At 61.3% G+C, this 22,161-nt stretch carries 22 protein-coding genes; 8 read left to right on the top strand and 14 right to left on the bottom strand.

Annotated features, from left to right (window positions below):
* Positions 1–19: 19 nt before the first annotated feature.
* Positions 20–490, top strand: coding sequence for a hypothetical protein (locus tag IR187_RS07710; RefSeq protein ID WP_194954027.1), 471 nt, complete (start codon positions 20–22; stop codon positions 488–490).
* A gap of 5 nt (positions 491–495) precedes the next feature.
* On the opposite strand, the gene rtcA is transcribed toward IR187_RS07710, so the two are convergent.
* Together rtcA and IR187_RS07700 are read right to left on the bottom strand one after the other, a co-directional pair.
* Complete coding sequence (gene rtcA / locus IR187_RS07705; RefSeq protein WP_194954026.1) at positions 496–1,515, bottom strand: RNA 3'-terminal phosphate cyclase; 1,020 nt, start codon at positions 1,513–1,515, stop codon at positions 496–498.
* 38 nt (positions 1,516–1,553) lie between these two features.
* Positions 1,554–2,780: an RtcB family protein gene (locus tag IR187_RS07700; protein ID WP_194954025.1), complete on the bottom strand. Its 1,227-nt coding sequence runs from the start codon at positions 2,778–2,780 to the stop codon at positions 1,554–1,556.
* A gap of 320 nt (positions 2,781–3,100) precedes the next feature.
* Here IR187_RS07700 and rtcR point away from each other — a divergent pair, with 320 nt between their 5' ends.
* Positions 3,101–4,693: an RNA repair transcriptional activator RtcR gene (gene rtcR / locus IR187_RS07695; protein ID WP_194954024.1), complete on the top strand. Its 1,593-nt coding sequence runs from the start codon at positions 3,101–3,103 to the stop codon at positions 4,691–4,693.
* A gap of 169 nt (positions 4,694–4,862) precedes the next feature.
* Here the strand turns inward: rtcR and IR187_RS07690 are convergent, their stop codons facing one another.
* From IR187_RS07690 to IR187_RS07680, 3 genes are read right to left on the bottom strand one after another with little or no spacing between them, the layout of a single operon-like run.
* On the bottom strand, positions 4,863–5,813 hold the full coding sequence (locus IR187_RS07690; protein ID WP_194954023.1) for a plasmid partitioning protein RepB C-terminal domain-containing protein: 951 nt from the start codon (positions 5,811–5,813) through the stop codon (positions 4,863–4,865).
* Positions 5,800–6,693: a plasmid partitioning protein RepB C-terminal domain-containing protein gene (locus tag IR187_RS07685; RefSeq protein ID WP_228765630.1), complete on the bottom strand. Its 894-nt coding sequence runs from the start codon at positions 6,691–6,693 to the stop codon at positions 5,800–5,802. The genes IR187_RS07690 and IR187_RS07685 overlap by 14 nt, the downstream gene beginning before the upstream one ends.
* Positions 6,693–8,228, bottom strand: a complete 1,536-nt coding sequence (locus tag IR187_RS07680) for a recombinase family protein (protein ID WP_267463765.1) — start codon at positions 8,226–8,228, stop codon at positions 6,693–6,695. The genes IR187_RS07685 and IR187_RS07680 overlap by 1 nt, the downstream gene beginning before the upstream one ends.
* Before the next feature lie 147 nt (positions 8,229–8,375).
* Between IR187_RS07680 and IR187_RS07675 the strand changes: the two genes are divergently transcribed.
* The gene (locus IR187_RS07675; RefSeq protein ID WP_194954021.1) at positions 8,376–8,780 is read left to right on the top strand and encodes a hypothetical protein; all 405 of its coding nucleotides are present in this window, start codon (positions 8,376–8,378) and stop codon (positions 8,778–8,780) included.
* On the opposite strand, the gene IR187_RS07670 is transcribed toward IR187_RS07675, so the two are convergent.
* Positions 8,755–8,958: a helix-turn-helix domain-containing protein gene (locus tag IR187_RS07670; RefSeq protein WP_194954020.1), complete on the bottom strand. Its 204-nt coding sequence runs from the start codon at positions 8,956–8,958 to the stop codon at positions 8,755–8,757. The genes IR187_RS07675 and IR187_RS07670 overlap by 26 nt on opposite strands.
* A 126-nt stretch (positions 8,959–9,084) precedes the next feature.
* Between IR187_RS07670 and IR187_RS07665 the strand changes: the two genes are divergently transcribed.
* Together IR187_RS07665 and IR187_RS07660 are read left to right on the top strand one after the other, a co-directional pair.
* On the top strand, positions 9,085–9,654 hold the full coding sequence (locus tag IR187_RS07665) for a PDDEXK family nuclease (protein WP_194954019.1): 570 nt from the start codon (positions 9,085–9,087) through the stop codon (positions 9,652–9,654).
* Positions 9,651–10,199 carry a hypothetical protein gene (locus IR187_RS07660; protein WP_194954018.1) on the top strand — a complete coding sequence of 183 codons (549 nt, stop codon included), beginning with the start codon at positions 9,651–9,653 and terminating at the stop codon, positions 10,197–10,199. Before IR187_RS07665 ends, IR187_RS07660 begins: the two co-directional genes overlap by 4 nt.
* Here IR187_RS07660 and terL read toward each other — a convergent pair.
* The 5 genes from terL to IR187_RS07635 all read right to left on the bottom strand — a co-directional run bounded on the left by terL (position 10,196) and on the right by IR187_RS07635 (position 16,258).
* The gene (gene terL, locus IR187_RS07655) at positions 10,196–11,803 is read right to left on the bottom strand and encodes a phage terminase large subunit (protein WP_194954017.1); all 1,608 of its coding nucleotides are present in this window, start codon (positions 11,801–11,803) and stop codon (positions 10,196–10,198) included. The two genes, IR187_RS07660 and terL, sit on opposite strands and share 4 nt — an antisense overlap.
* On the bottom strand, positions 11,800–12,168 hold the full coding sequence (locus IR187_RS07650; RefSeq protein ID WP_194954016.1) for a DUF5681 domain-containing protein: 369 nt from the start codon (positions 12,166–12,168) through the stop codon (positions 11,800–11,802). The genes terL and IR187_RS07650 overlap by 4 nt, the downstream gene beginning before the upstream one ends.
* Positions 12,161–13,495, bottom strand: a complete 1,335-nt coding sequence (locus tag IR187_RS07645) for a site-specific DNA-methyltransferase (RefSeq protein WP_194954015.1) — start codon at positions 13,493–13,495, stop codon at positions 12,161–12,163. Before IR187_RS07645 ends, IR187_RS07650 begins: the two co-directional genes overlap by 8 nt.
* Before the next feature lie 74 nt (positions 13,496–13,569).
* On the bottom strand, positions 13,570–14,217 hold the full coding sequence (locus IR187_RS07640; RefSeq protein WP_194954014.1) for a hypothetical protein: 648 nt from the start codon (positions 14,215–14,217) through the stop codon (positions 13,570–13,572).
* 406 nt (positions 14,218–14,623) lie between these two features.
* On the bottom strand, positions 14,624–16,258 hold the full coding sequence (locus IR187_RS07635; protein WP_194954013.1) for a sulfatase-like hydrolase/transferase: 1,635 nt from the start codon (positions 16,256–16,258) through the stop codon (positions 14,624–14,626).
* A 123-nt stretch (positions 16,259–16,381) separates the two neighbouring features.
* Between IR187_RS07635 and IR187_RS07630 the strand changes: the two genes are divergently transcribed.
* The 3 genes from IR187_RS07630 to IR187_RS07620 all read left to right on the top strand — a co-directional run bounded on the left by IR187_RS07630 (position 16,382) and on the right by IR187_RS07620 (position 18,469).
* Positions 16,382–17,008: a TetR/AcrR family transcriptional regulator gene (locus IR187_RS07630; protein WP_194954012.1), complete on the top strand. Its 627-nt coding sequence runs from the start codon at positions 16,382–16,384 to the stop codon at positions 17,006–17,008.
* Positions 17,005–17,928 (top strand): formylglycine-generating enzyme family protein, encoded by a 924-nt coding sequence (locus IR187_RS07625; protein WP_194954011.1) that lies wholly within the window; start codon positions 17,005–17,007, stop codon positions 17,926–17,928. Before IR187_RS07630 ends, IR187_RS07625 begins: the two co-directional genes overlap by 4 nt.
* 115 nt (positions 17,929–18,043) lie before the next feature.
* Positions 18,044–18,469 carry a GFA family protein gene (locus IR187_RS07620; RefSeq protein WP_194954010.1) on the top strand — a complete coding sequence of 142 codons (426 nt, stop codon included), beginning with the start codon at positions 18,044–18,046 and terminating at the stop codon, positions 18,467–18,469.
* 91 nt (positions 18,470–18,560) lie between these two features.
* Here IR187_RS07620 and IR187_RS07615 read toward each other — a convergent pair whose 3' ends face one another.
* The 3 genes from IR187_RS07615 to IR187_RS07605 all read right to left on the bottom strand — a co-directional run bounded on the left by IR187_RS07615 (position 18,561) and on the right by IR187_RS07605 (position 22,026).
* On the bottom strand, positions 18,561–20,384 hold the full coding sequence (locus tag IR187_RS07615; protein ID WP_324187660.1) for an arylsulfatase: 1,824 nt from the start codon (positions 20,382–20,384) through the stop codon (positions 18,561–18,563).
* 80 nt (positions 20,385–20,464) lie between these two features.
* Positions 20,465–21,253 carry an enoyl-CoA hydratase/isomerase family protein gene (locus IR187_RS07610; RefSeq protein WP_194954008.1) on the bottom strand — a complete coding sequence of 263 codons (789 nt, stop codon included), beginning with the start codon at positions 21,251–21,253 and terminating at the stop codon, positions 20,465–20,467.
* Positions 21,250–22,026 (bottom strand): SDR family NAD(P)-dependent oxidoreductase, encoded by a 777-nt coding sequence (locus IR187_RS07605; protein ID WP_194954007.1) that lies wholly within the window; start codon positions 22,024–22,026, stop codon positions 21,250–21,252. The genes IR187_RS07610 and IR187_RS07605 overlap by 4 nt, the downstream gene beginning before the upstream one ends.
* Positions 22,027–22,161: the final 135 nt, after the last annotated feature.

Raw genomic sequence — 22,161 nt, 5'->3', positions numbered from 1 at the left:
GGAACTGAGAGGAGCGGGCATGTCGAAGAATATGAAAATTGCCTTCATTTTGTGCTTTGCGGTCATAGCCTTGATCTCAATTATCCCGACTTTTACATCAAAACCCACTGAAGTAGCTGCAGCGCCGCCGCCCATGCCGGCGAAGAAAGAAGCAATCGAAACCAAAACGACCTCGCCGATCACGAATCTAGCGATCGCTCCGTACACAAAAGAAGACTATCCGGGGGTCGTGGCAAAATTCGGCAGCGCCATTCCGGCGATCAACGCTGATCGCAAGAAGGCGGCAGAAATTGCCGCGCGGTCCGGTGCCTGCGATTCCGTCCAGAATTCTCAGGTCTCCCGCCGGTCGCCAAAGGATAATCGCCACTACTGGGTGGAATGTGGCAACCTGACGCGGCTCTATTTTGACGAAACATCTCTCGCCGAAGGCGAACCAGTCGAAATCCAAACCAAAGCCGATTGGCTCGCGAACGGTCTGAAGGAATGGTGATCGCCCTAGCGAGCGACCTCCACTAGGTTAGCGCCTTCCGCACACTCGCCTATCCGGAAACCAGTTCCGAGGAAGCGTTCGATTAGGCTGGCGGCCGTCCGCGTATGCTCACTGATCTTGACAGTCGTGAACGCGCCTCCGCGGGCAAGAGCCATTGGGAGCAGGAGCTGATCCTGCAGATAGGGGCCCGCGAAAGCATCCGCCGTGAGATATCCTGCCATGCGCTTCGCCGCCGTCTTCGCCAAGCGTTCGGCCGGAACGCCAATTTTGCCAAATCCCGACATCAGCTCTGTCACATGCTCAAAACTGGCCTCGAGCAAGAGCGCATTGCCCGGCCCCTGGTCGGCAGGAAGCTGCCGCGTCACAAAGGCCTCCGCGGGCCATTCCACGAGCACTTTCTGTGCCGCTTTCAGCTCACGATCTGCAACGTCAAAAGGGATACCTGCAATGATTGCGGTCGCCTGCACCGGTCCAGTTGTACCGCGCTCGATGCATTCAATCGCGCGGAGCGGAGCGGGCTCGATATCAATCTCGATACGGCCACCCCCACGCGGAAAGAAACCGTGCCGAACCAGCCTTGCCGTAATCGTCGGCCCCATGCGGTTGATGACCGGGAGCAGTGTCCGCTCGATAAAGTCGAACGGGGGAGCTGCCAAGGCATGGGTGCCGCCCTCGATCACAAGCCGAGACGGCGCATTGGCAAGCATAAGCGGCACCATGACCGTCTGGAGCACAAGCCCCGTGCTGCCCGCCGTGCCGACGGCAAAATGATAGTTGCCGGACGTGACGGCACCGGGTCGAAAGCCGATGCTGGTCGATCCCACGGCAAGCCCGGAGCACTCTGCGCTACCGATTACGCATGCGGCTTCGATCGCGGTTACATGCTGACGCATGAGCCCCGGCTTTTCTCGCCCGCCGCGGATGTTCTCGATTGTGAAGGGCTCGCCAGTAAGAAGCGATAGGGCGCAAGCATAGCGCAGCACCTGTCCCCCGCCTTCGCCTTCGGCGCCGTCGATGGTAATCATGTCTTGTCTCTGGATCAATTTGGCGGCGGCGTGAAGGGTCACCCCTTCACGCACACCACCTGCTTTAGCGTATGGACGATCTCGACAAGGTCGGCCTGAGCCGCCATCACGGCCTCGATCGGCTTGTAGGCCTTGGGCGTCTCGTCGATGACGCCCTCGTCCTTGCGGCATTCGACGCCCGCGGTGTCGGCGATATGCTCGTCGAGCGTGACGAGCTTCTTCGCCGCAGTACGACTCATGACGCGGCCAGCGCCATGACTGCAGCTATCGAACGACTCCGGGTTACCCAGCCCACGCACGATGAACGATTTCGCGCCCATCGAGCCCGGGATGATCCCCATCGACCCCTTCGCCGCCCGCACCGCACCCTTGCGGGTCACGAGCACATTCTCGCCGAAGTGGTTCTCACGCGTCACATAATTGTGATGGCAGTTTACCGCTTCCGCTTCGGCCTCAAAGGGCTTGGCAATCTGCTGTCGGAGCGCGGCGATGACATTTGCCATCATCATGCGCCGGTTCAGCGCTGCAAAGTCCTGCGCCCAACCGACCGCTTCGACATATTCGTCGAAATGGTCGGTCCCTTCCGGGAAATAGGCCAGATCTTCATCGGGCAGGTTGATGAACCACTTACGCATGTCCCTCTTCGCCAGCTCGATGAAGTAGGTGCCGATCGCATTGCCGACGCCGCGCGACCCCGAATGCAGCATCACCCACACCCGCGCATCCTGGTCGAGGCAGAGCTCGATAAAATGGTTGCCCGTACCGAGCGTCCCCAGATGCGTGAGGTTGTTGGTGTTCTTCAGTCGCGGGTGCTTGGCGACGATATGACCGAAGCGTTCAGCGAGCGTTGCCCAGGCCTCGACGATCGCCGCGGGCGGATCGCCCCACGAACCATGGTCACGTCGGCCGCGCCCAACCGATCGCCCGTGCGGCACCGCTGCCTCGATCGCGCTACGGATGCGCTCAAGATTGTCGGGCAGGTCGTGCGCCATCAGCGTGGTGCGCGCCGCCATCATGCCGCAGCCAATGTCGACACCGACCGCTGCCGGGATCACCGCGCCTTTGGTCGGGATCACCGATCCGACCGTCGCGCCAATGCCGACATGGACATCGGGCATCGCAGCGACATGCTTGAACACGAACGGCATCTGCGCCGCCTTGCGCAGCTGTGCACGCGCCATGTCCTCCACGGGCACACCGCGGGTCCACATTTTCACCGGGCGTCCGCCCTCGACGTTCAGCACTTCGTAGGTCGTCTGGGTCATGGCTGACCTCCTGCTTTCTCTTTGCGGCAAGCCTCGCTTGGTGGCGAGCCTTGCCGAACGTTCTTCACGTCGCCTCAAATGCGTTCTGGGGCGGCCGGCCTATTCCGGCCGCCCCATCGCTTCGTCCTGTCGGGAGACGTGAACCCCGACGCCCATATGGTTGCAGAAGCCGTGCCAAGCAGATTCGCCAAGCGCATATTAGTAATATTCCATTGTTATATAACAATATTTTTGACTGTGAATTTCGGCATCGCCGCTGTGCGTTCGCTAGGATGAGAGATACCTGTATCGCTTTTTATATTTCTGTATAACGTTGAATCATGAAACCGCTCACTGTCATCGGCTTTTTGGGGTCAACACTCGACGCTGCCAAGTTCGGCCCTTCCCGCTGGAACAAGTGGCGGCCGACGGTCAGCATCTGCATGCAGGAAGATTTACGCGTTGATCGCTTTGTCCTGCTCCACGGCACCCATCACCGCCGCCTCGCTGAATATGTCGCCGACGATATCCGCGACGTGTCACCCGAGACTGAAGTGGCCCCACAACTCCTGGACTTTGATGACCCTTGGGATTTCGAAGAGGTTTATGGAAAGCTCCTCGACTTCGCGCGCAGCTTTCCGTTCGATCCCGACAATCAGGATTATCTGATTCACATCACAACAGGTACGCACGTTGCGCAGATCTGCCTCTTCCTACTGACCGAGGCGCGCTACCTGCCCGGCAAGCTGCTCCAGACGCAGCCGCAACGCGGCGCGCCGCAGCCGGTGGGAACATGGAGCGCCATCGATCTCGACCTTTCGCGGTACGACAGCATCGCGACGCGCTTTGCCGAGGCGAGCGCAGAAAGTGCGAGCTTCCTCAAGAATGGAATCGAGACCCGCAACGCCGCCTTTAACCGCATGATCGACGAGATTGAGCAAGTCGCGGTGCGCAGTCGTGCGCCGATCCTCCTCATGGGTCCAACGGGCGCGGGCAAAAGCCAGCTCGCGCGCAAAATCTATGAGCTCAAGAAGCTCCGGCACCAGATCGGCGGCGCTTTCGTCGAGGTCAATTGTGCGACCCTCAAGGGCGATAGCGCGATGTCGGCGCTGTTTGGGCATCGGAAGGGCGCTTTCACCGGCGCGGTCCAGGATCGTCCTGGCCTGCTCAAGACCGCCGACAAAGGCGTCCTTTTCCTCGATGAAATCGGCGAGCTCGGTCTCGACGAGCAGGCGATGATCCTGCGGGCGATCGAAGACGGGGTCTTTTTACCGGTAGGCTCCGACAAGGAGGCTAAGAGCGCCTTTCAGCTCATTGCCGGCACCAATCGGGACCTCGTGGACGGGGTGGCGGCGGGGCGGTTTCGCGAGGATCTATTTGCGCGTCTCAACCTCTGGACATTCAGCCTCCCTGGCCTGGCCGACCGCCGAGAGGATATCGCCCCCAACCTCGACTATGAGCTCGAGCGTTTTGCCGAACGCGAGGGGACGCGGGTGACCTTCAACAAGGAAGCCCGCGATCGCTATCTGCGCTTTGCCGAAGATCCCGGATCACGCTGGCGCGGCAATTTTCGGGACCTCGCCGCCAGTGTTACGCGCATGGCTACGCTGAGTCAGACCGGGCGCATTGACGTCGACACCGTCGCGTTGGAAGCGTCCCGGCTTCATTCGCTTTGGTCAGGTGACAAGAAGGTAGGCGATGGACTCGAGGCTCTATTGTCGCCCAATCAGCTCGCGCAAATCGATCCGTTCGACCGCGTTCAGCTCGCGTATGTCGTCAGGACTTGCGGCGATTGCGGCAGCCTGTCGGCCGCCGGGCGGCAATTATTCTCCGCCTCGCGTGAACAGCGCAAATCGACGAACGACGCTGACCGGCTGCGCAAATATCTGGCGCGCTTCGATCTCGATTGGGCCAGCATAACAAGCGAAAAGTAGCGGCATGGCGTGCCGACCCTGGCACGCCATGCCACGCGGCCGAATTATGCCTTCCGGCCTGGTGGGCTTCTTGCGGGTTCGCCGCCCTTCCCACCTCCGCGCTTGATCCGCCCCACGGTGCGGCGTCTCCCGCGGTCCCCGCGCTTATCGGGTCCGGGTCCCCATCAACTCATGACATTGCCGGCTCGGGCACCGGCACGAGAGTCTCGATCTCCGCGATGCGCTGGAACTCAGCGAGATATTCTTGCCGATTGCGGGTCAGCCAGCGGATCACTTCCGGATTCCCAAGCAGCTTACAAATGTATCCACGCGCCAGGGTCAGGTGCAGATTATCGATCCCGTAGCTATCCTCAACGGACTTGATGCGCGACTGGAGCACGGCAAGTTCTCGCTCCATGCGCGAGAGCTGTTCGCTGTTCGGCGGTTCCCCGTCCTCGGCCTTTCTCTTACGGCGCCGCTTGGCAAGCTGGTCGTCGGGTGTCGCAGCGAGCAACGCTTTGGCGAACAGCGATGTGAAATTGTTTTGCCCCGTCATGAGATCGGCCGCCTCGGCCTGGCGCGCGTCCGACATCCGCCGAAGAAGATCGAACACCGCCATCGGACAATTCGTGTCCTTTAAAATCTCTGCCGCTTCGGGACAGATGCCGTCGAGAAGCTTCGAGCGCTTCTGGATAGTCCGAACTTCAAGACCGAGCGCTTCGGCGATCTGCGCGGGCGCAACTCCGCGCTCGATTGCCCGCGCGATCATTCGATACTCCTGGATCGGAGCAAGGCGGTTTACCCGCTTGTTATACGTGTAGGTTTCTTCGTCCGTCGCGACGAGACAGCTCACGCTGTCGATACCGAGTTGCTTCAGTGCCTCGATTCTGAGGTGGCCATCGAGCAAATAATATTGCCCATCGCCGCCCGGCGCCGAGATGACGACGGGCGCCTCCACAAGGCCAATCGTCTCGATCGAGGACAGAACCTGCGCGTATTTTTTGCTTTCGTGGACACCATCACGAAGTCTCTTCAGTGGAACTAACTTCTCGATAGCCACCTCGACATATTCGCGCTCGAAAGCCTGATGGACCGGTGCGATGTCGCCGGCCATGTCGTCGTGCCAGTCAAGCCTCGACATCGCCGCTCATCCTTGCCTGAAGGGCTCGCGGCACGGTTTCTAGGCCCTCGGCCCGAAGCAATGTACAAAACCCTTCGTCAGCAAATAGATCTTTCATCGCCTCGACGATGAACAGCAAACGCGTCTGCGCAAAATCGGATTTCTTGACGAGCAACCGCTGCTTTTCTGCCTCGCGCTGGTAGATATCGACCAGGTCGGTCGCGGTTAGCCTGCGGTTTACACCGCGCCGGCCGAGCTTGCCGGGGTGCATGTCCTTATGGCCGCTGCGCATTCGCTTCTCGAGCATGCGCCGAGCAGCGACGAGCTTCTTTCCTCGCAGCTTCCCCGTCTCGTAGGCGTCCATGAGCAGATCCTGGATCTCTCCCGTGTTCGCTTTGGATATCTCGACGGCAAGGCTGATAGGGAGAAGCCCCGTCTCGACAGCAGACAACAGTCGCTCCTCGCCATTGTCGAGGAGCATCAGCACCAAGCTTACCCAAGAGATGCTGACACCGATTTTCTCCGCGATCTCGGCCTCAGTATGCCCACGCGATCGAAGTTCGCCGATTTCCTTCATGACGTCGACCGGGCGCTGGATCCGGCGCGCGATATTTTCGACGAGGCTCATGACGAGGCATTCGCTCTCGGATGCATCGATCACAACCGCAGGGATGTCGTCCTGTCCGAGCGCTTGATAAGCCTCAAGCCGCCCCTGCCCGCACACGAGATCATAGCGCGTGCCATTACCGCCTTCGCGCCGACTCACGGTGATCGGACGTTTGAGACCAATCGCCTCGATATTGTTTACGATCTCCCGGTGTTGGCGTTTGTTCCGCGCACGCGGATTGAGCACCGAGATCCGTCCGATGGGAATCATCTCGACTTGCACGGCGCTCGCCATCACGCAGCTTCCGCAAACCGGACCGGGGCCGCCATTTCATATAGATAATCGAGACTCTCGAACCGGTAGGCATCGAGGCTCAGGCCATTCTCTTCGGCAAGCCTGAGCCGCTGCGAAGCCACATCAAGTCGAGGAAAAAGAAAGAAATCGAGCGGCTCTCGGTTTCCGGGGTCCATGCGCACGACGATGGTGATGTCAGGCCGGAGCGACGTGTCAAACCTCAACCTCCAGCGGAGCAGGCCCGTGGGTGTGGAAGCACAGCGGACGATGACAACGGATGCGTTGAACTCGCCGTTCACGATTAATTGATCATCACCATCCTGGCCAACGATACTGCCGCTATCGCGAAAGCCCCCGAGAACTTCTCCCAAAATCTCGGGATAGCGCCGACGAAGCATTCGGTTGATTTCGACATATTCATAATCTCGATCCGGGCGAAAGCCGACGAGGCTGTAGGCGCGAAGAAGACTTCCAAAGCGGTTGCTGTAAGCGCTGCTCGAAGGAAGACCATCGGCCTCATCGATCACGAGCCCTGATAAGAGGCCGCGCGCTTCATAAAGCGCACGAAGCGAGTGCAGCATTTCATCGTCGGTGAGCCGGAATGAGCGGGCGCTGATGATGGAGTGCGCAGCATCGAAGAGGTCCCTCGCAACGATAGCCTCAAATGCATCCTGTGACCGGATCCAGGTCTCGGGCGCATTGCGCACGCGCTTTTGCTTGAGCTTGAACGACTGCCGATTCCAGACATTGTCGCCGGCATATTTCTCGTTGACGAGGATCTGGTGCACCGTACCGCGGGTCCAGGGCCTTCCGAGGTCAGTTTTAACTCCTCTGCGATTGAGATCGTCGGCGATATCTTGCTCGCTTTTTCCCTGATGGACGAAAGCTTCGTATATTCCCTGCACGACCGCGACCTCGTCCTTGGGGCCGGGCACGAGGATCACGCGATCAGTCTGAATGCTCTTATGCTCGCCTGCCCTTAGCTCCCCTTTGCGCGCGCCATGCTCATCTATGAGCATTCGTCTCAGCCCCAGCCCTGCGGGGCCGCCCTGCCGAAAGCCTTTCTCAATAAGCCTGCCCTGCCCGGCAAAGACCTTTGCCGATAGCTCACGGCTATATTCACCAGCCATCGCGCGCTTCACGCCTTTCACGATGGTCGCAACGGGACTCCCGTCATTGTCGAACTGTTCGGCACAATATTCGACCGTGATGCCGGCACGCTTACAGATATACTCGTAGTAAGCGCTTTCATCAGCATCCTGAAAGCGGCCCCAGCGGCTCACGTCGTACACCAGCACCATCGAGTAGTCCGCAACGCCTGCCTGGACGTCGTCGATCAACTGCTTGAGCGCGTCGCGGCCCTCCATCTTGAGACCGCTTTTGCCGGCGTCGGCATAAGTGCGCACAATCTCAATGTCGCGCGCAACAGCATAGCGGCGGATGGCATCGGCTTGGTTTTCGGTCGAGTATTTCTGATGATCGGTCGACATCCGCACATATTCAGCGGCTCGGATTGGCAGAGACTTGCCTCGCATTGGGGCAGTTGGGCGGCGCCGGTTTGCCAATTTGCTGATCTCCACAACACGCGCTCGCAAATCGCCAAACTACTATGAGCGACCGTGCGTATCCTTCGAGTCGACGAGAGCGTTCGTCGCCAATCATACCCCTCAAGGAGCGGAAAGATGTTTCCGAAAACGGGCAATAAGTTGCACGCCGGTCACGAAGAGCTCGTCTTTGCGTCTATGATGTCAGAGGCGCTGGTGGAGGAACTGGGGACGACACACCAGGCGGTGAAGACAGCAATGCGCTGGACCGGCGCCAGCGAAAGGAGTGTGAAGCACTGGCTTGCAGGAACACATGCCCCTCGGGGCATGCACTTGCTGAGCCTCGTGAAGAACTCCGACGAAGTGCTCCGGCGGCTCTTGATAGCCTCTGGGCGTAGCGAAGCGATCATTGCCCTTGAGGTGTCGCTGCTTCGCACGCGACTCATTGAGACGTTGGGCTTTCTCGACAAGCTCTTCCCGCCCGAACCACATGGCGACGACGAAGGGCGTTCTGAGCCTAGTCGAGCAACCTGGAAGCAGTGACCCCAAACGGGACTGCGAGCTTCTCGAGAACGGTGATGGTTGGATTCCGCCTCCCCCTCTCGATGTCGCTTACATAGGTACGGTGGATGTCCGCCCGGTCGGCATAATCCTCCTGGCTCCAGCCCTTCTCTTGACGAAGCGTGCGAATATTCCGGGCAAGGCGAAGGCGTATGTCCACGGCTGCATAAGCAGCGGGATGTGACCGATATATCTACAGACGATGAGTGACAATCGACTTGACTTGTCACCGCTGCCCAAGGCTATTGGCCACAATGTTACTGATCGTCGACAAGGTGGATTGCTGATGGATGCTTTCGAACAACTGGTGGCCGAGCTCCTGCGGGCGGAGGGTTACTGGGTGCACCAGGGTTACAAGATCGATCTCAGCAAAGAAGACAAGCGAGCGCTCGGCAACCCTTCTATGCCGCGCCCCGAGGTCGACCTCGTCGCCTACAAGCCGGGGACCGGCGAGCTGCTGTCGCTCGAGTGCAAAAGCTATTTTGATAGCGGCGGGGTTCATGCCCGAGACCTCTTGCCGGGGGGCCGCAACCCGCAGCGCTACAAGATGTTCGTCAACCCTGAGCTGCGCGCCATGGTGCTCGAGCGATTGGTCGATCAGCTTGCCGCAAGTGGGTCGGTGGTGGGGCGACCGGTTGCTAAGCTCGGGCTGGTTTATGGCCATGCCACCGCCGTCAACGCCGACATGCTGAAGGCGCATTTCGCCGAGAATGGCTGGGAGCTTTTCGGTCCTGAATGGATCGAGCGGCATTTGAGGAAAATGGCTCTCCGCTCATACGACAACCAGGTCGCCAGCGTGGTGGCCAAGCTGCTGCTCCCGCGCGGGGCGGCAGCGCGCATGGAGATAGCGGCATGACGCTCGGGACGATTATGATATCAGCGGCCGCAATATTGATGCCGGCGCCAGCATCAGCGCAGGACAAGCCGGCTCCCACTTCGCGCTGGATGGTGAGTGATGAACGCGTACCGCTGACCGGCGCCCGAGCCCTCACCGCGGTGCTGGAATCCAGCAATGAGCTGGTCGGTATCCTGGGGAACGCTAAGCGAGCTGCGCTGGTCGTGCGCTGCAATTCTGGCAGCCTTGCCGTACATGTGAATTGGGTCGAGACCGTGAACTACAACGGGCAAAATATGATGGGCCAGTATAAGACCATGGCGATGTGGCGGATCGACAACGGCAAGATCGAGGGCAATCTCTGGGACATCGATACGACCTTCACGGCAGCCGGCGAGTTCAAGAACAAAAATGCCCTCAAACTGCTCTCGCGGCTGGCGACCGCGCGGACCTTCGTTGTCCGTCTGTCGGGGCGGCAGACGCAGGATGCCGAGTTCCATATCGATGGCATCAATCAAATCGCCACTAATGCCGCAGCCGCGTGCGGGGTGGCGTTGAAGCGCTAGTTCAGACGCACGAACCCGTCGCGCATCAGCGTACCGGCTTCCTCACTGGTAACCCATAATGTGCCGTCTGAATCAATCGGCACCACGGAGCCGTCGCGCAATGTCGCGCGATTGACACGCCGCGGCGCGCGCAGGTGCACGGTGCGATGCTCGCGGTGGGCGATTTGCTTTTCATGTTGTTGCCGCATGTAATGCCACAGTCCACCCGGATTCCCTTGCTCGCGAATCCACGCCAGCGCCTGCGACGTGGAATCGACCTGGTCATCATATTTGGTGCCAGGAAAGGAACAGAGTTCCTGAAGATAATCATCGAGCCATGCGCCATAATGCGGGACATGGAGACGCCCCTCCTCGATCATCGCCGTGACCCCGGCCATGCGGCTGATCTTATCCGTCGTGGGAAGGACCGCCCTGCCTTTCCAGAAGCCGGACGCTTGTAAATCCTGAAGCAAACTCGTGCCGGACCCCTTATCCTCGATGAGGACAAGCTCGGCCTTATAGCGGTCTGCTTCGTCGATGACGCGCCGTTTAAGCGCCGGAAAATCAAGACGCTCACGCACCACGTCGATGAGATAGATGCGGTCGCTCTTCAGCGCCCAGGTCGTCCCGACGCTGTAGTCGTTGAGCTGCCCCGCCTTCGACGCAGTATCCCAGGACTGGATAATCCGTTCGGGGCCCATGATCTCGAACGCTTGATAGCGCCGCAGCCATGCATGTTTGACCATGCTGCCTTCGAGCGGGATCGGGGCTTGCAGATATTGCGCCGAGAAAAAGGCCGATCCGAGCAATTTCTTCTGCTCGGTCAATATCTCCAGCGGCTCGCGCTCAGGGTGTAGCGCCTCACCCTCCCGACGTCGGAACTGCCGCCGCCCGAAGGGGGTACGATATTCGTGCAGCTCGTCCGCTTGCGCGATCGCGGGGAAAGAAAGCAACCTGAATGTCCCCGGCGCTTTTTCGTCGATACTTCCGATCGTATCGTCGGGATGCAGGCGCTGCATGACTACCAGGATATGACCGTTGAGCTTGTCGTTGAGACGCGTGAACAGCGTGTTCTGTGTCCAGTTGTTCGCCGTGCCGCGCTCGGCATCCGAAAGAGCGTCGGTAGGCTTCATCGGGTCATCCAGGATAATCCAATCGGCCCCGAACCCGGTTAGCGTGCCGCCGACCGATGTCGACATGCGGCCGCCGCCGGCGGTCGTCTCGAAGTTGGCAAGCGCCTGGCGCCCCTGTCGCAGCACCGTCAGTGGAAATAGGCGGCGATACCATTGCGACTGCATAACCTGCCGGCAATCGCTCGCAAGCTTGTCGGCCAAGTCCTGACCATAGCTCACGCAGATGATCTTGAGCGTCGGGTCGTGACCGAGCAGCCAGGCGACCCACGCCACCGATATGATGATCGACTTCAGGCTGCGCGGCGGCATCGCAACCGCGAGGCGGGTACTTCTCCCCGCGCGCATCTCTTCCAGCGCCTCGCACAGGACGTGGATATGAAAATTGTCGAGATAATTGGTGCCGGGATTAAGCTCGGCAAAGGTCCGTTCCACAAACAGCGCAAAATGCAGCCGCGTGATCGCGTCGAACTCCTTGTAGGTCATCAGCGTCATGCGCCGTTCCCTTCGAGGTGGCGCCGATATTCAGCAAGGAAGCGGCTGGCGATTTCCTGGTCGCTGAGCGACAATGCAGCATCGAGCGGAGCAGCATCGCGCTCGTCAGCTTCCGCGCGCGCGGCATAGTCGAGCAGCAGCTTGCCGGCGCGCAGATCTCCGGCGGCACCCTTGTTGGCGACCTGGGTTGCTGCGGCCTCGATCTTCCTGACGCGCCGCCGCTTGCCATTCTCCGACACCATCACTTTGCCCTTGGCGGCATCCAAAATCGCCCGGCTGACGGTTTGGGCCTTGCGCGGTCGGCCCTTGGGATTGGGACAAACGCCCTTCTTGAATCGGCCATTGCCGTCGCGGTCGTCACTCATTGGTCGACGCCGCGATTAGGGCCGCAGCCTCAAGATCGTCGAACAGGGTCCCGTCTGCACGGTGCGCTTGCGCGCCGGACCAGCGCTGCCAGCGCCGAATGATCGTGTCGACATAGAGCGGATCGAGCTCAAGCCCCCTCGCCCTGCGCCCGACCTTCTCAGCCGCGATGATCGTCGATCCGCTGCCCATGAACGGGTCGAGCACGATGTCACCGCGCTTAGTGCAATCTAACAGAATATCGACGAGCAGCGCGAGCGGCTTGACGGTCGGATGCAGAGCGAGCAAATTTCCTTCGTCGCTCGTCCTGCTGAACCCGGTCGCACCAGGATAACGCCATACGTTGGATCGCGACCGACCGAAGCGGCCGAGTTGGACATTGTTGCGATGCCGCGCCTTGCCCTTACGCCACACGCCGAACAATTCGTATTGGCTACGGTACAGGGAACCCATCGCGGGCGCATGCTTCGTCCAAACGCAAAGGTTGAGCTGCTGGTCATAGACACTGCGCGCCGCGGTCATCAGCTCGAACAGATGCCGCCAATCCATTGCCCAATAGTGGAGCGAGCCCTCGCGCGACGCCTCTGCCGCATTACGCATCGCTGCAGATAAAAAAGCTATGAACTCAGTTTCGGTTAGCTCCCCACTGCATTGCACGAAGGGGCGATGTTTTACCTTCCCGAGCCCGCTCACGTGCCCATCTATCGGCACATTATAGGGTGGATCGGTGACAACGACATCGGCAAGCTCGCTCGCCATCAACGCCGCGTAGGATGCCGCCTGCAAAGAGTCTGCGCAGAGCAGGCGATGATCGCCAAGATGCCAATGATCTCCGACGACTGAGACGGCTGGTCCGGGGTCGGGTTCATCCTCGTCGCGGTCGGAATCTCCTCCTCCTTCCGGCAGCAGCAACAGATCGATTTCACCGACGGAATAGCCCGCGACCTCAATATCGAAATCGAGGTCGGCCTCCGACAGCTCGAGCAAAATCGCTGCGAGATTATCACGATTCCAGCTGCTGAGATCATGGAGCCGGTTATCTGCAATCATGAAGGCCTGGCGTTGCTGCGCGTCGAGATGAGCAAGGTAGATTGCTGGCACCTCGGTCAGGCCGGCAAGCTTGGCCGCCTCCAGCCGGCCATGTCCGGCAACGACCTGGTCAGACTCGTCCAGTAACAGTGGCACATTGAACCCAAAGGTCGAAATGCTCTTGGCCAGCGAACGGATATGGCGTTTGCCGTGCTTCCGGGGGTTGCGCGGATTTGGCCGCGGCCGATCGATCGGAACATGCTGAATCACATGCTGCGTAGGTTGGATAGCTTTTGTCATCGCGGGCTCCATCACTGAGGGAGCCACCCATAACTACCGTCGCTGCCCCGCCCACTAGGGGCAAAAACTTGCTTTCATTCGATCCACTCGATGTCGATCAGCTTCGACGCCATGTTTTCCAGGCCTGGAGTGTTCCGGATGTAGCGGGCGAACAGCCGTGAAGCAGCGACCCATTTCCGAAGAAAATCCAGGTCTTGGCAATCATAATGATCCCTGGAATCTATTCGCGCCAACATTTGCAGCGCCCCAGCGAGGTGAATGAAGGGATAGCGGGAACGAACCTGGCGTTGTTTGATGGAGTGAAGTCGTTCGAAATATATATCGTCGGGCTCGTCGGGGTTCGCCGGCCATAAATAGGGAACAATCTGATCAATCTTCATGCGCGTCATGGTCGGTGGGACGAATGGATCTTGCCCTAAAGCCGCCCGTTTGATCAAGGGAAGTAGAAGCGTCCCCGCTCTCAATGCTTCATCCCTATGCGCTCTGGCATTTTTGCGGCCGACGCGAATCTTCGCGGGATTATATTCGGGGTATTGCTTAAGCAATTGAGCACGGAGGCTTGGCTCATCGACCAATGTTACCTTGATCTGGTCCGCGCAGGCTGCACGCACGAGCCGTGCCGTCCGCTCAGATGACACGTTCGGATATGCTATTGCGATGTCGAGGCGTGCCCCAATTTCGAAGGGTTCAAGTTGACGAGTATCGAGAACGAGGGAAGCCATGGCCGAGATCCTGAGCTAATTGCAAAATAGCGTCAGGCCTGCCGCCGGGACTCCGTCCTGCATGATGCAGGAGTTACCGGCTCGCAACCCTGTTGTCCTATCCAGGTCTCGCGGGTTCGACGATATACTGAAATCGTCACGATGCAATGGTGCCGCGACCATATTCGCCTGTTTGCACCCTGTTTCGAGCCTGTTCCCGAGCAGATATAACACGTTGGCGATGCATTAGAAAACTTCGAATTTTTAGGCCCTTACCGAGGACCTGCATAATCCGGCGCCTATTGTTTCCAAATAAACAGGAAAAAACAGGCAATTCAGGGGTGAGACCGGTCCGGTGCGGACTGCGTCACGCACCATTCTTCTGAATCGCTGGCTACCGACCAAGCGCCGCAAGGGCTTGGCCCGTTCAGTTTGCCCAGTAGATATAGTCCTGCCTGTCCCGCCACGGCGCGTTCAGCGGGACGTCGATACGCACCGGGCCTTCGATCAGGCCGGGCCAGATCGGTTTGGCCATGCCCTTGTTCTGTGCCTCGATCATCGCGCGCAGCGCCGCGACGCGTTGCGGGTCGCTGGCAGCGAGATCCTTTTGTTCGGTCGGGTCGGTTGCAAGATTATAGAGGCGCGCCTGTTCGGGCCGTTTCGTCACCTGCAATTTCCAGTCGCCCGCGCGCACCGCGCGATAGTCGCCCGACCGCCAGAACATCGCGGCCCGGCTGGCCGGACCGGCGAGGATATTCTCGCTGTCGATCGTCCGGTCGCGCGGCACCGCGGCCCCCGCCGCCGCCGCTATCGTCGAAAAGATATCGAGATGGCCCGTGACATCGGCGCGCCGTGTCCCGGGCGCGATGCTGCGCGGCCAGCGCATGAACATGGGAGTGCGGATGCCGCCTTCGAAAAAGGTCGCTTTCCAGCCGCGGAAGGGCGCGTTGAGGTCTGCGATCCCGTTGTACCACGCGCCGCCATTGTCGCTGGTGAAGATGACCAGCGTATTGTCGTCGATCTCCTGTTCTTTCAGCTTGGCCATGACGTCGCCGATCCGCCGGTCGAGCTGCGCAATCATCGCACCATAAACGCGTGTCTGGTGATCCTTGATCGCCGCCAGCTTGTCGTAATCGGCCTTCGTCGCCTGAAGCGGCGTGTGCGGGGCAGTGAACGAAAGATACAGGAAGAAGGGCCGGTTGCGGTTCGCCTCGATCGCCTTGATTGCCTCTTCGGCGAAATAGTCGGTCATATGGCCGCGCGGATAGAAACGCTTGCTGCCGTTGAACGTCACCGCGTGGCGCAGATTGGCCCACAGGAAGCGGTCGATCGGGTCCCATGGCAGTTTGGCGTTGACGACACCGGGATCGTCCTCGCGCATGAACATCGCGCCGCCCGCCAGCACGGCCAGGCTTTCGTCGAAACCCTGCGCGTCGGGGCGCAGCGCGGGCGCCTCGCCCAGATGCCATTTGCCGATATGCAGCGTGTGGTAGCCCGCCGCCTTCACCGCCTCGGCAATCGTCACCTCGCTCGCGGGAACCCCCATGTCGGGATAGTCGGGAATATCGGGGTTGATCCGGTCGCCGTGAAAAATCGCCCGCAGCGGCCCGACACCCTCACCATGCGCCAGATTTTCGGCGAACTGGACCGGCACCGCGGTAAATTCAAAGCCGAAGCGCGTGGGATAGCGCCCGGTCATCATCGCGGCGCGCGAGGGCGAGCAGGTCGCATTGGCGGCATAAGCGATGGTGAAATTCACCCCCTCGCGCGCCAAGGCGTCGATGTTCGGCGTCTTGACGATTCCGCCGCCGACGCCACCGCCGTTCAGGCTGATGTCGTTATAGCCAAGGTCGTCGGCGACGATCAGGATGATGTTCGGCGGGCGCTTGCCCGCGGCCGGTGTCGCCGGTCCCTGCTGCCACGCGACCGGCTGGTTCGGCTGCACCGGATCGCGCCAGTCCTGCAGGATACCGGGCAGGCGATATTTGTTCGCTTCGAACGCAGCGTAGCCGCCCGCCCCCAGCGCCGCGATGACCCCCAATGCGATCCATCTTTTCTGCATGGCAACCCAGCCCCCTTGCCGTCGATATTATGGCACTATATGTGTCACTATATTGATGACAGCGCAAGATGGCGCAGAACGAGGTCATTGACCCCGGGACCAAGCTGGGCCAGCGGAGAAGCCATGTCCAAGGCGGCGAGCAAATCGATGGCGACGAAGGCCGATCCCCCGCGGGTTGACGGCCGCCGCGAACGCGGACGGTCGAGCCACAAGCGGATCGTCGAGGCGATGATGGAACTGATCGTCGGCGGCGACCTGGCGCCGAGTGCAGCGCGCGTTGCCGAGGAGGCCGGGATCGGGCCGCGCACCGTGTTTCGCCATTTCGACGACATGGATGCGCTGTACGCCGAAATCACCGCGACGATTACCGAGCGGGTCATGCCGATTGTTGCCGCGCCCTATCCCGATCAGGATTGGCGCGCCAATGTCCGCGATATGGTGCGGCGCCGCGTCCGCGTGTTCGAAACGACCCTGCCCTTTCGTCTCGCCGCCAACATCAAGCGCTACCAGTCGCCGTTCCTGATGGGCCAATATGGCAAGGTCGTGATGCTGGAGCGCGACCTGCTGCTGCGGCTCCTTCCCGGCCCCGTCCTGACCGACCGGATCAATGTCGAGGCGCTGTGCGCGACGCTGTCGTTCCAGAACTGGCGCGCTCTGCGCCACGATCAGGGATTGTCGGCCGAGGAAGCCGGGACGGTGACGATGCACATGGTCGATGCCTTGCTGGCGACGATCGGCGAGGCCGCTTGAGATACCGCAGCGCCGCGCTGTTTCCGCTCGCGTTGATCGGCGCGCTGGCGGGGTGCGGCAAGGCGACCGAGGCACCGCCTGCCGAGGCCGCGGCACCCGCCTGCCCCGCGATGCCCAAGCAGGACTATGTGTGGATCCCTGGCGCGACCTTCGCGATGGGCGCCGACGCGCAGCTGCCCGAGGAAGGTCCGGCGCGCGAGGTCCGCGTCGACGGTTTCTGGATCGCGACGCACGAGGTGACCAACGCCGAGTTCGCCGCCTTCGTCAAGGCGACCGGGTACAAGACGCTTGCTGAGCGCGACCCGCCGCCACTGCCGGGTGCGCCGCCCGATATGCTGATCCCCGGCGGCGCGGTGTTCACCGCGCCGACCGACGGCAATCCCAATTGGTGGCGCTGGGTCGTCGGCGCACAGTGGCGCCACCCCGCGGGTCCCGGCACCGCGATCGACGGGAAAGACCGCGAGCCGGTGGTGCAGATCGCATATGACGACGCGCTGGCCTATGCGCGCTGGGCGGGCAAAGCGTTGCCGAGCGAGGAACAATGGGAACTGGCCGCGGCGACCGGCGGCGCCGACCGCAATGTGCCGGTCGATGCTGCGGGCAAGCCGCTGGCCAATTATTACCAGGGCGCTTTTCCGGCGCGCGACCTTGGCACCGATGGCTTCACCAGTCGCGCCCCGGTCGCCTGCTTTCCGGCGGACGACCACGGCGTCCACGACCTGATCGGCAATGTGTGGGAATGGACGACGAGCAAGGCGAGCGGCGAAAGCAATATCATCAAGGGCGGCAGTTTCCTGTGCGCCGCCAATTATTGCGCCCGCTATCGCCCCGCCGCACGGCAGTTTCAGGAACGCAGCCTGGGGACGGACCATATCGGGTTTCGGCTGATCGATCCGGCGCGCGCGGCGCCTGTCGGGTAGGTTGGCGGTAAGGTGATGAACGAAATGGCGGGTTACGACCATTCTAGGCCGTTGAGATGCTATCGGTATTCTGCCAATATTAGACCAAAAATGGCGAGTATAGGAAGCAGACTGAATGACAGAAGATGTGAATGTGAAGGCTGGTCGATGCCATTGCGGGGCAGTGTGTTTCGAGGCGTCGCTTAGCGACGGCTTCAATACAATCCGACGCTGCACCTGTTCATATTGCCGAATGCGAGGTGCCGTTGCCGTTTCCGTAGAAATGGGTGGGATCAAGTTGCTGAGAGGCGATGATATGCTGACAGCTTACCGTTTCAATACTGGATCAGCACAGCATTTTTTCTGTTCAATCTGTGGAATATACACCCATCACCAACGGCGATCCAATCAGAATCAGTATGGCGTGAATGTGGCTTGTCTCGATGGGATAAGCCCGTTCGATTTCCTTGAGGTTCCCGTTCTAGATGGCGTCAACCATCCAAACGACAGTGGTAATGGGCCACGTCGAGCAGGCACACTTCAGTTCATTCCCGTCAAATAGCTTCGTTATCACTGCGCGGCTGCTTAGCATTCTGTCTGCCTAAAACCCGACAGTCCGCCAACCACCCCAAAACCGACGTGATGTCCGCCTCTCAGCTTACCGCGTGTCTCCGCCGCCGCCAGCTCCAGATCAAAAGCGCCAGTGCCAGCAACCCGCCGCCCAGCCACAGCCCGGCCTTGATCGCGCGCTTTCGGCCCTGTTGCGCCCACGCATAGGCGTTGATCTGTTCGTCGGCGGTGTAGCCTGCGGGCATGTCGAGCACGCCGTTCGCCTTGGCATAGGCGCGGTAGTCGGCGAGCATCGCGGCGTATCGTTCGGGCTGCGCCGCCGACAGGTCGCGCGTCTCGCCGGGATCGGTCTTGAGGTCGAACAGCCGCCATTTGCCGTCGCCCGTCGGGGGCAGATTGCGGACGAGCTTGTAATCGCCCCGGAACAGCGCCGCATTGCCTGATAATTCATAGCCGAGCGGGGTGTCGCCATGGACGCTGTCGGTTGCACCGCTCAGCATCGGGACAAGGCTGCGGCCCGTGACCGGCTCGACATCCTTGCCCTGCCAGCGGCCGCCATGACCCGCGACCCCGGCGAGTTCGGTCAGCGTCGGCAATATGTCGGTCACATGCGCCAGCCCGTGGCGGATCGCCCCCGCCTGCACCTGATCGCTCCCCGGCCAAGTCACGATCAGCGGAACGCGCAGCCCGCCCTCGGTCGCGCTGAATTTATATCCCGACAAGGGCGAGGCGGCGGCGCTCGCCCAGCCGGGTCCGATCGCGCTGAAACTGCCGCGGCGGCCGATATTGGCGGTCGACAGATCATATTGCATGCCCAGGAACAGCCGGTTGCGCAGACTGGCGAACGGATTGGTCGGCTCGGCGCCGTTGTCCGACAGGAAGACGACGATCGTGTTGTCATAATCGCCGGTCGCTTTCAGATGTGCGACCAGCCGCCCGACCTCGCGGTCCATCGCGGTCGCCATCCCCGCATAGGCCTGCATCACCCGCACCGCGGCGGCGCGTTCGGCGGCGCCCAGCTTTTGCCAGTCGGGGGTGGTCGGCATGGTGACGATCGGGACACCCGCGGGGACGATGCCGAGCGCCGCGGCGCGCTTCGCCCGCGCGGCGCGCAGCGCGGTCCAGCCGTCCTTGTATAGCGCGGCATAGCGCGCGATGTCGCTGTCGGGCGCCTGCACCGGGATATGGTTGGCGAGGAAGTTGATCGAGGCGAAAAAGGGTTTGCCGGTCGCGCGGTCCGCCTCGACATAGTCGATCATCTTTTGAACGACGAAGCGCGACGAATAATAGTCCTTGGGCAAGGTCGCGGGTTTGCCGTTTTCGGTCCAAGCGGCGGTATCGTACAGCCCCTCGATCGGGCGCTGTTCGAAATTGTCGGCGCCCGCATCGGCGAGGCTATAGGCCCGGTCATAACCGCGCGCGTGCGGCAGCCGTGTCGCGTCACTGCCCAAATGCCATTTGCCGGTGAAGTAGGTGCGATAGCCCGCGGCCTTGAGAAGCTGCGCGATCGTCACCACGCGGTGGTTCATCACCGTGTCGTATCCGGGCTTGCCGCGATGTTCGTCGGGGATCGTTTCGGGCATGTTGCCGAGGCCGTTGCGGTGATTCATCACCCCGGTCTGGAGCATTGCGCGCGTCGGCGAGCAGGATCCGGCGACATGGAAATTGGTAAAGCGCGTTCCGGCGTAGGCGAGCGCGTCGATGTTAGGTGTCGCGAACTCGGCCCCGAACGCGCCGACGTCGGTAAAGCCCCAGTCGTCGGCGAGCAGGATGACGATGTTAGGGTGGCGCGGCGGTGCCGATTGCGGCTGCGCCTGTGCGGTGATGGCGGCGAGCAGCGCGGCGCTAAAAATGATGGCAGTACGCCGGAACCGGCCCTTGCGACCCGGCACGTTGGTGGTCCTCACGCGCACTGCCATCGCCCCCTCCCCTTGGGATAATGACACTTACTATGCCAATATATCGGCGAGTCAAGTTGACGCGCGGGCTATCGTTCGCGATATTCGGGCGCGCGTTTCTCGAGGAAGGCGGCGAGCGCTTCGCGATGATCTTCGGTCGCCGACAGGATGACCTGCTGGCGATCCTCGATCGCCATCGCGGCGTCGAGGCTCTGCGCGTCGATATTGAGGTTCAGCGCCTGTTTCGACAGCCGCAGGCCATGCGGGCTGGTCGCCAGCATCTCGTCCGCCAGCGCGAGGCCGCGACCCAGCAATGCGTCCTCATCGACGATCTCGCTGACCAGCCCGGCGCGGATCGCGCGCTCGGCGTCGATGAAGCGCCCGGTCAGGATCATTTCCGCCGCAAGGCTCGCGCCGACCAGCCGCGGCAGGAAATAGCTCGACGCCATATCGCAACCGCCGAGGCCGATGCGGATGTAAGCGGCGTTCGCCTTGAACGACGGCGCCGCATAGCGCACGTCGGACGCGAGCAGCAGTGACAGCCCGCCGCCGCACGCGGCGCCGTGGCCGAGCGCGATGATCGGCTGTGGACAGGCGCGCATCTTGCGATAGATGTTGCCGATGGCGGTCTGGGTGCGGAGCGTGCGGAGCACCGGCGTCTCGTCCGACGACCGGTCTTCCTGAATGTCGAGCCCGGCACAGAAGCCGCGCCCCGCCCCGCGCAGGATGACGACGCGCACGTCTGGGCGGTCGGCAAGCCCGGCAAAATAGGCGTTGAGCTCCTCGACCAGCCTCTCGTTCAGCGCATTGAGCCGGTCGGGGCGGTTGAGCGTCGCGATCTCGACCGGCCCGCGCGCCTCGATCAGCAGTTCGCTCACAGCGTCTGACCGTCGTCGATAGTGAAGACGCTGCCCGTGATGCCGCGCGCGGCGTCGGAGCAGAGCATCAACAGGGGCGCGTGCAGGTCGCTCGCCGGACGCATTCGCTGGCGCGGAAAGCTTTTGACCATCGCCGCGCCAAGGTCGCTGTCGAACAGCTCGGCGGTCATTTCGGATTCGAAATAGCCGGGTTGGATCACATTGACGCAAATCCCGCGCCGCGCCCATTCGCGCGCCAGCGCCTTGCCGAGATGGCGCACCGCCGCCTTGGTCGCGCCATAGACCGAGGTGGCGGGAAAGATCTTCTCGGCGGTAATCGACCCGATCAGGACGATGCGGCCATGTTCCTTCTCGCGGCTGCCCGCCTTGTCGAGGCGCTTCGCGCCCTCGTTCGCGGTCAGGAAAACGCCGCGGACATTGGCCGCGAGCAGGAAATCGACGTCGTCAACCGACAGGCCCATCGCCATTTTCTCGGTCGCCACACCGGCGTTGGCGACGATCGTATCGACGGTGCCGAACGCAGCTTCGGCAGCGTCATAGGCGGCGATAGTGGAGGCTTCGTCGGTGACGTCCATGCTGACCGCAATCGCCTGCCCGCCCGTCGCCTTGATCGCCGTCACTTGCTCGGCGAGCTTGTCAGCGCGGCGTGCGGCGAGCACGACCCTGGCCCCCGCCGCCGCAAGCGCTTTCGCAAAGCCGGCGCCCAGTCCCGAAGAGGCGCCGGTGACGAGCGCCACGCGCCCGGACAGATCGAACTGGGGTGCTGCGGCCATCATCTCTCCCTTTCGTTGCTACCGCTGCCTTGGCGCCGATTGACGTTTACGTCAACGCTCGGTCCGGCGCGGCGATGAGAACAAAAGGGGGTTGACGAGGCACAGGTGTTCACCTATTGTTCCATTGTGCACGAC

This window comes from Sphingopyxis solisilvae (assembly GCF_015475875.1).
In the GTDB taxonomy this organism is placed as follows: domain Bacteria; phylum Pseudomonadota; class Alphaproteobacteria; order Sphingomonadales; family Sphingomonadaceae; genus Sphingopyxis; species Sphingopyxis solisilvae.
Note: the sequence above shows the minus strand (reverse complement) of the source record. Positions and strands in the feature narration are given on the sequence as shown.

Excerpts from the sequence above, each read along its gene's own strand:
- IR187_RS07710 (WP_194954027.1), top strand. The coding sequence starts at position 20 with ATGTCGAAGAATATGAAAATTGCCTTCATTTTGTGCTTTGCGGTCATA.
- rtcA (WP_194954026.1), bottom strand. The coding sequence starts at position 1,515 with ATGATTACCATCGACGGCGCCGAAGGCGAAGGCGGGGGACAGGTGCTG.
- IR187_RS07700 (WP_194954025.1), bottom strand. The coding sequence starts at position 2,780 with ATGACCCAGACGACCTACGAAGTGCTGAACGTCGAGGGCGGACGCCCG.
- rtcR (WP_194954024.1), top strand. The coding sequence starts at position 3,101 with ATGAAACCGCTCACTGTCATCGGCTTTTTGGGGTCAACACTCGACGCT.
- IR187_RS07690 (WP_194954023.1), bottom strand. The coding sequence starts at position 5,813 with ATGTCGAGGCTTGACTGGCACGACGACATGGCCGGCGACATCGCACCG.
- IR187_RS07685 (WP_228765630.1), bottom strand. The coding sequence starts at position 6,693 with ATGGCGAGCGCCGTGCAAGTCGAGATGATTCCCATCGGACGGATCTCG.
- IR187_RS07680 (WP_267463765.1), bottom strand. The coding sequence starts at position 8,228 with ATGCGAGGCAAGTCTCTGCCAATCCGAGCCGCTGAATATGTGCGGATG.
- IR187_RS07675 (WP_194954021.1), top strand. The coding sequence starts at position 8,376 with ATGTTTCCGAAAACGGGCAATAAGTTGCACGCCGGTCACGAAGAGCTC.
- IR187_RS07665 (WP_194954019.1), top strand. The coding sequence starts at position 9,085 with ATGGATGCTTTCGAACAACTGGTGGCCGAGCTCCTGCGGGCGGAGGGT.
- IR187_RS07660 (WP_194954018.1), top strand. The coding sequence starts at position 9,651 with ATGACGCTCGGGACGATTATGATATCAGCGGCCGCAATATTGATGCCG.
- terL (WP_194954017.1), bottom strand. The coding sequence starts at position 11,803 with ATGACGCTGATGACCTACAAGGAGTTCGACGCGATCACGCGGCTGCAT.
- IR187_RS07650 (WP_194954016.1), bottom strand. The coding sequence starts at position 12,168 with ATGAGTGACGACCGCGACGGCAATGGCCGATTCAAGAAGGGCGTTTGT.
- IR187_RS07645 (WP_194954015.1), bottom strand. The coding sequence starts at position 13,495 with ATGACAAAAGCTATCCAACCTACGCAGCATGTGATTCAGCATGTTCCG.
- IR187_RS07640 (WP_194954014.1), bottom strand. The coding sequence starts at position 14,217 with ATGGCTTCCCTCGTTCTCGATACTCGTCAACTTGAACCCTTCGAAATT.
- IR187_RS07635 (WP_194954013.1), bottom strand. The coding sequence starts at position 16,258 with ATGCAGAAAAGATGGATCGCATTGGGGGTCATCGCGGCGCTGGGGGCG.
- IR187_RS07630 (WP_194954012.1), top strand. The coding sequence starts at position 16,382 with ATGTCCAAGGCGGCGAGCAAATCGATGGCGACGAAGGCCGATCCCCCG.
- IR187_RS07620 (WP_194954010.1), top strand. The coding sequence starts at position 18,044 with ATGACAGAAGATGTGAATGTGAAGGCTGGTCGATGCCATTGCGGGGCA.
- IR187_RS07605 (WP_194954007.1), bottom strand. The coding sequence starts at position 22,026 with ATGGCCGCAGCACCCCAGTTCGATCTGTCCGGGCGCGTGGCGCTCGTC.